This window comes from Actinomadura sp. NPDC048394, from assembly GCF_040651755.1.
In the GTDB taxonomy this organism is placed as follows: domain Bacteria; phylum Actinomycetota; class Actinomycetes; order Streptosporangiales; family Streptosporangiaceae; genus Spirillospora; species Spirillospora montaniterrae.
Map to the genome: position 1 here is coordinate 106,109 of NZ_JBEZJL010000034.1, position 6,313 is coordinate 112,421.

Annotated in this window: 7 protein-coding genes; 3 read left to right on the forward strand and 4 right to left on the reverse strand. The window is 71.6% G+C overall.

The window, feature by feature from the left end:
* The first annotated feature begins 20 nt into the window (after positions 1-20).
* Genes AB0C78_RS25280 through mug form a run of 3 tightly spaced genes read left to right on the forward strand, consistent with a single transcriptional unit; the run spans position 21 to position 2,335 of the window.
* Positions 21-959 (forward strand): aldo/keto reductase, encoded by a 939-nt coding sequence (locus AB0C78_RS25280; protein WP_360752030.1) that lies wholly within the window; start codon positions 21-23, stop codon positions 957-959.
* Positions 960-1,004: 45 nt separating this feature from the next.
* On the forward strand, positions 1,005-1,724 hold the full coding sequence (locus AB0C78_RS25285) for a sulfite exporter TauE/SafE family protein (protein WP_360752033.1): 720 nt from the start codon (positions 1,005-1,007) through the stop codon (positions 1,722-1,724).
* Positions 1,724-2,335 (forward strand): G/U mismatch-specific DNA glycosylase, encoded by a 612-nt coding sequence (mug, locus tag AB0C78_RS25290; RefSeq protein WP_360752036.1) that lies wholly within the window; start codon positions 1,724-1,726, stop codon positions 2,333-2,335. Before AB0C78_RS25285 ends, mug begins: the two co-directional genes overlap by 1 nt.
* Here the strand turns inward: mug and AB0C78_RS25295 are convergent.
* The 4 genes from AB0C78_RS25295 to AB0C78_RS25310 all read right to left on the reverse strand — a co-directional run bounded on the left by AB0C78_RS25295 (position 2,286) and on the right by AB0C78_RS25310 (position 6,123).
* Positions 2,286-2,732, reverse strand: coding sequence for a hypothetical protein (locus tag AB0C78_RS25295; protein WP_360752039.1), 447 nt, complete (start codon positions 2,730-2,732; stop codon positions 2,286-2,288). The genes mug and AB0C78_RS25295 overlap by 50 nt on opposite strands.
* Before the next feature lie 306 nt (positions 2,733-3,038).
* Entirely contained in the window at positions 3,039-3,902 is an 864-nt protein-coding gene (locus AB0C78_RS25300) for a carbohydrate ABC transporter permease (RefSeq protein WP_360752041.1), read from the reverse strand.
* Entirely contained in the window at positions 3,899-4,819 is a 921-nt protein-coding gene (locus AB0C78_RS25305) for a sugar ABC transporter permease (RefSeq protein WP_360752044.1), read from the reverse strand. The genes AB0C78_RS25300 and AB0C78_RS25305 overlap by 4 nt, the downstream gene beginning before the upstream one ends.
* Positions 4,816-6,123 (reverse strand): ABC transporter substrate-binding protein, encoded by a 1,308-nt coding sequence (locus AB0C78_RS25310; RefSeq protein WP_225992179.1) that lies wholly within the window; start codon positions 6,121-6,123, stop codon positions 4,816-4,818. The genes AB0C78_RS25305 and AB0C78_RS25310 overlap by 4 nt, the downstream gene beginning before the upstream one ends.
* Positions 6,124-6,313: the final 190 nt, after the last annotated feature.

The window sequence follows — 6,313 nt, forward strand, 5'->3', positions numbered from 1 at the left end:
CCCTTTGATTGGATCGGAGCATGGCTGACACCAGGAAGATCGGAGACCTTCACGTCCACCCGCTGTCGCTCGGCGGCAACGTGTTCGGCTGGACGGCGGACCGCGACACCTCGTTCGCGATCCTCGACGCCTTCACCGCGGGCGGCGGCGACTTCGTCGACACCTCCGACTCGTACACGGCGTCCGCTCCCGGCAACGTGGGCGGCGAGTCCGAGACGATCATCGGCGAGTGGATGCGGAGCCGCCGCAACCGCGACGACGTCGTGGTCGCCACCAAGGTCGGGCGGCACCCCGGACGGCGCGGCCTCGCCCCCGCGAACATCCGGGCCGCCGCCGACGACTCGCTGCGGCGGCTGCAGACGGACCGCATCGACCTCTATTACACCCACTTCGACGACCCGTCCGTCCCCGTCGAGGACATCATGGGGACGCTCGACGAGTTGGTCCGCGCGGGCAAGGTCCGCGAGATCGCGGTGTCCAACATCGAGCCGGACCGGCTCGAGGCGTCGCTTCGGTTCAGCGAGCGCGAGGGCACGGCCTGCTACGTGGCGATCCAGCCGCACTACAACCTGGTGTCCCGCGACACCTACGAGGGGCCGCGCCGCGACCTCGCCGAACGCCACGGGCTGGCCTGCGTCCCGTACTACGGCCTGGCGTCGGGGTTCCTGACCGGCAAGTACCGTCCGGGTGCCGAGGTGGACAGCCCGCGCGCCGGCCGGGCGGGGGAGTACCTGGAGACCGAGCGGGGGCGCCGGGTGCTGGCCGCCCTCGACCTGGTCGCCGAGGAGCAGGGCGCGCCCGTCGCGACGGTGGCGCTCGCGTGGCTCGCCGCGCAGCCGACGGTCGCCGCGCCGATCGCGAGCGCGCGCACGCTGGAGCAGCTCCAGCCGCTGCTCCAGGTCCTTCGCACCACCCTCACCGGCGACCAGCTGGCCGCGCTCACCGACGCGTCCGCCTGATTTCCCGTCCCAGGTCGGAAAAGTCGGGATGTACCGTTCCATCCCGTGCCCCCACCCGACTTCCTGCTGATCGGCGGCCTGGCCGCGCTGCTCGGCGCCATCGTGCAGGGCAGCGTCGGCCTCGGCGTCGGCCTCGTCGCCACCCCCATCGTGACGATGCTGTTCCCGTCCCTGATGCCCGGCTCGATCCTCGTCATCGCGCTCGCCCTGCCGGTCGCGACGCTCGTCCAGGAGGTCCGGCATGTCGAGGTGCGGGGCCTCGGCTGGGCGTTCGCCGGACGCCTCGCCGGGACCCCCGCCGGGGCGTGGCTCGTGGCGACCGCCCCGGACCGCGTCCTCGGCGTCGTCATCGGCGCCGTCGTCCTCGCCGCGCTCGCCGTCACGACCTGGACGCGGGAGGTGCCGCGCAACCGCCGCACGCTCGCCGTCGCCGGCGCCATCTCCGGCACCACCGCCACCGCGTCCGGCATCGGCGGCCCGCCGATGGCGCTGCTCTACCAGCGCGAGAGCGGCCCCCGCGTCCGCGCCACCCTCGCGGTCTTCTTCATCGCCGGCGCGCTGCTGTCGCTCGGCACCCTCGGCGCCGCCGGCCGCCTCCCGGCCCGCCAGGTCACCGCGGGCCTCGCGCTGCTCCCGTTCGTCTACGCCGGCTTCTTCGCGGCCGGCCCGCTGCGGCGCTACCTGGACGCCGGCCGCCTCCGCCTCGCGCTGCTCATCGTCGTCGGGACGTCCGCGACCGTCCTGATCGTCCGTAACCTGGTCTGATGCGCCCCACCAAGGCCGACCTCGAGGCCGCCCGCGACCGCCTGATCCCCGACGTCCTGCCCCCGGACGGCGCGCCGCTGCGGGTCCTGTTCAGCGGCATCAACCCGGGCCTGTACTCCGCCGCGACCGGCCACCACTTCGCCCGTCCCGGCAACCGGTTCTGGCCCGCGCTGCACCGCTCCGGGTTCACCGACCGGCTGCTGCACCCGTCCGAGCAGGACCTGCTGCCCGGCCACGGCCTCGGCATCACCAACATCGCGCCGCGCGCCACCGCCCGCGCCGACGAGCTGACCGACGAGGAACTCCGCGACGGCGGGCGCCGCCTCACCGCGCTGGTCGAGCGGCACCGCCCCGCCTATCTCGCCATCTGCGGCGTCACGGCCTACCGCACCGCGTTCGGGCGTCCCCGCGCCGGGATCGGCCCGCAGGACGAGGCGTTCGGCCCCGCGCGCCTGTGGATCCTGCCCAACCCGAGCGGGCTCAACGCGAGCTGGCAGCCCGACCGGCTCGCCGCCGAGTTCGCCCGGCTCCGCGAGGCCGCCGACGCCGCCGCCGACGCCGTCAGGACGACGAGTGGTCGAGCGCCGCGGTCGCCGCGAACATCGTGCTGATCTCGGTGACGAGCGCCGGCTTCGGCTCCCACAGGCCCGGGCTGCGGCCGAGCGCCACGATGGGCCGGGGCAGGGCGCGGACGCCGCCGAGATGCCAGTGGTGCGCGCCCGGGTCCGCCCACGGGCCGCAGTCGCAGGAGCCGCCCCGCACGGCGGCGGAGCAGACCCCGTCGAGCTCGGCGACGGCGATGATGGCGCCGATGGTGGCGAGCGGGTCGCGCGGGTCCCAGCCGGCGGCCTGGATCAGCGGCGAGTCGCACGCCTTCAGGTCGACCCGCATGGAGGCGTGCACGAGGAGCGGGCCCCGGTAGGCCGTCGGCATGCTCTCGTTCGAGACGCTCTTCCCGCCACGCGCGATCGCGAACGCCCACGGCTGCTGAACGCTCAACGCCTGCACGCGGTCACCTCCTGTCGGCCCGAAGCGTGATCGCGCGGGTCCGGCGGGACGGTCGCCGCCGGGGTGCCGCGCGATGATGCCCGAGAGGCTAGGCGCATCTTCGCGCGATTGCCAATGCGGGAGGCGAGCGGCTCGTGCGAGGCCATTCCGATCCCCTTCGATCACCAGTGTGACGCGCGAGGACGGTGTCCGGTTGACGGATCACCGGGACGGAAGGGACGTCCCGGCGGCGCATTCCGGCGCGCATTCCGGCGGCAGCGGAAGGGCGCCCCGGCCTGCTCGCCGGGGCGCCCTTTCCGGCGCTTCTCAGCCCTTCAGGGCGCCCGCCATCAGCCCGCGCATGAAGAACCGCCCGAGCAGCAGATAGACCAGCAGGGTCGGCAGCGACGCGAGCAGCGCCTCGGCCATCTGCTGGTTGTACTGGACGGCGACCGCGCCCGACCCGGCGGTGTTGTTCAGCATCACCGTGACCGGCCAGCTGTCGGGCGCGCCGAGGAACACCGCGAACAGGAAGTCGTTCCACATCGAGGTGAACTGCCAGATCACCGTCACCGCGAACGCGGGCCCCGACACCGGCACGATGATCGACCAGTACGTGCGGATGATGCCCGCGCCGTCGACCCGTGCCGCCTCGATCAGCTCGCCCGGGATCGTCACGTAGTAGTTCCGGAAGATCAGCGTGCAGATCGGGATGCCGTAGACGACGTGCGCGAGCACCAGGCCGCGGATCGTCCCGACCAGGCCCATGTTCGTCAGCAGCCCGGCCAGCGGGATCATCACCGCCTGGTACGGGATGAACATCCCGAACAGGAACAGCGTGAAGACGGCGTCGGCGCCGGGGAAGCGCCACTTCGACAGCACGTACCCGTTCAGCGAGCCGAGCACCGCGGAGATCAGCGAGCCCGTCACCGCGATCTTGACGCTGTTCTCCAGGCCCGGCTTCAGCGCGTCCCACGCCGAGCTCCACCCGGAGGTGCTCCAGTGGTGCGGCAGGTTCCACGCGCTGCTCGGGTCGGCCTCCTGCAGCGGCTTGAAGCTGGTGACGACCAGGACGTACACCGGGATCAGGAACAGGATCACGAACGCCAGCAGGACCACCGGCCGCGCGATCCGCAGCGCGCGGGCGCCGGCGCCGGCCGGGGGACGGGCCCTGCTCGCCGCCGCCGTCATCGGTTCCGCTCCGTCCGCACCGACCACACCAGGTACGGGATCACCAGCAGCGCCACCGCGAGCAGCAGGTAGGTGGCGATGGTGGCGCCGTTGGCGGGATCGTGCCGGTCGAAGATCTCCACGTACGTCGCGATGGCCGGGACGTAGGTGATGATCTGCTTGCCGGCGATCGCCATGATCAGGTCGAACACCTTCAGCGAGATGTGCCCGAGGATGATCAGCGCCGACAGCGTCACCGGGCGCAGCTGCGGGAAGACCACGTACCGGTACACCTTCCACTCGGACGCGCCGTCGACGCGCGCCGCCTCGCGCAGCTCCTCGGGGACGCTGCGGAACCCGGCCAGGTACAGGGCCATGACGTAGCCGGACATCTGCCAGATCGCGGGGAGCGCCATCGCGGCCATCCCCCAGGACGGGTCCTGCCACCAGTCGTTCGCCAGCCCGCTCAGGTGCAGCTTGTCGAACAGCTGGTTGAACCCGACGGCGCGCTGCGGCGGCGCCGGGTTCATCAGCCACCGCCACACCACGCCGCTGGCGATGAACGACACCGCCATCGGGAACAGGTAGACGACCCGGAACGACGCCTCGCCCCGGATCCCCTTGTCCATCAGGAACGCCAGGAACGCGCCGAGCAGGAGGGCGCCGAGCACGAACACGGCCGTGAACAGCAGCGCGTGCTTCACCGCGCCCGGCCAGCTCGGCTGGTGCCACAGGTCGACGAAGTTCTTGCCCTTGTCGAACCCGTACGGCGACACCTCGTCGTGCTTGCCGCTCAGCGCCACCCGCGTGTTCCAGAAGATCAGCCCGTAGACGAACAGGCCGATCGCCACGATGGACGGCGAGACCAGCAGCAGACCGGGCAGCCACCTCCTGCTCCGGCGCAGGTTCCACCGGCGTCCGGTGCCCCCTCCCGTCACTGACCGCTGTTCTTCGCGGCGGCGACGAGCTGGGACTGCAGCTTCCCGACGTCCTTGCTCTGCAGGAACAGGCCCACCGCCGTGTCGATGTCGGTGTGCTGCTTCTTGCTGGCGTTGACGCCGTGCCAGAACGAGCCGGCGAGCTTGGTGGCCGGGTTGTTCCACTGCTCGAACGCGTACTTCAGGTAGCCGGTGCTGTACAGGCTCTTGTCGGCGTCCTTGCGCGCCGGGACGGAGCCCTTCTTCGGGTTGAAGAGGTCCTGGCCCTCGCGGCTGGACACCTCCTTCAGCCACGCCAGCGCCCCGGCGTGGTGCGGCGCGCCCTTCGGCAGCGTGAAGCTGTCCGACAGCCACAGGTAAGTGCCGTCGGTGCCGGGGGTCGGCGCGTACTTGAAGTCGGTGTCGAGCTTCTTGCCGAGGCCGTTCGGGGCACTGCCCACGAAGTAGCCGTACGCCCAGTCGCCCATGATGTTGAACGCGGCCTTGCCGTCCACGACGGCCTTCGCGGCGCCCTGCCAGTCGGTGGACGCGGCCTCGGTGGTCGTGTACTTCAGGATCTCGGCGTAGTCGTTCAGCGCCTTCGTCATCGCCGGGGAACTCCAGTCGGCGCCCGGCTTCCACAGCGCGTTGTAGGCGTCGGTGCCGAGGTCGCCGAGCAGCACGTTCTCCAGCAGGTGGTCGGCGGTCCACTGGGCGCCGAGCGACAGCGGCACCTTCTTGGTCTTCTCCTTGACCGCCTTCAGGTCGGCGATGAACTCCGGGATCGACTTCGGCGCGTCGGAGATGCCGGCGTCCTTCAGGATCCCCGGGTTGTACCAGAGCATGTTGGACCGGTGGATGTTCACCGGCACCGAGTAGATGTGGCCCTTGTAGCTGATCTGCTGGAGGAGCTGCTGCGGGTAGACCGACTTCAGGTTGTTCTCGTCGTAGAAGGAGTCCAGCGGCTCGATCTGCCCGGCCTTGATGTAGTCGAGCAGCTCGGCGCCCGCGTGCCCCTGGAAGGAGTCCGGCGGCTTGCGGTTCTGCAGCCGGCTCGCCAGCACCGCCTGCGCCTGCGTGCCCGACCCGCCGGCGATCGCGGCGTTGATGAACTTCGTGCCGGGATTCTTCTTCTCGAAGTCGGCCTTCATCGCGGCCAGGCCGTCGGCCTCGCCGGGACCGGTCCACCACGAGAAGACCTCGACCTGGGACTTGTCGTTGTTGCCCTTGTTTCCGTTTCCGCCGCACGCCGACAAGGCGAGCGCGCCGGTCATCGCGACGGCCGCGAACGCCGTCCAGCGATGCCGGGGAGCACGTCCTAGCATCGTCCGTCCCTTCGGTAACCCCCGGGGTAAGCAAGCGTCCGTTCGGGACGTGACCGGGTCAACACCGGGGACGGAAAAGTGATCACTCGGTTACCGGGCCGGGGGGGGGGGGGGGGGGCCGGGCGGCCGCCGCGGGGGGGGGGGGGGGGGCGGCGGGCGCACCCGCGCCCCCCCCCCCCCCCCCCCCGCC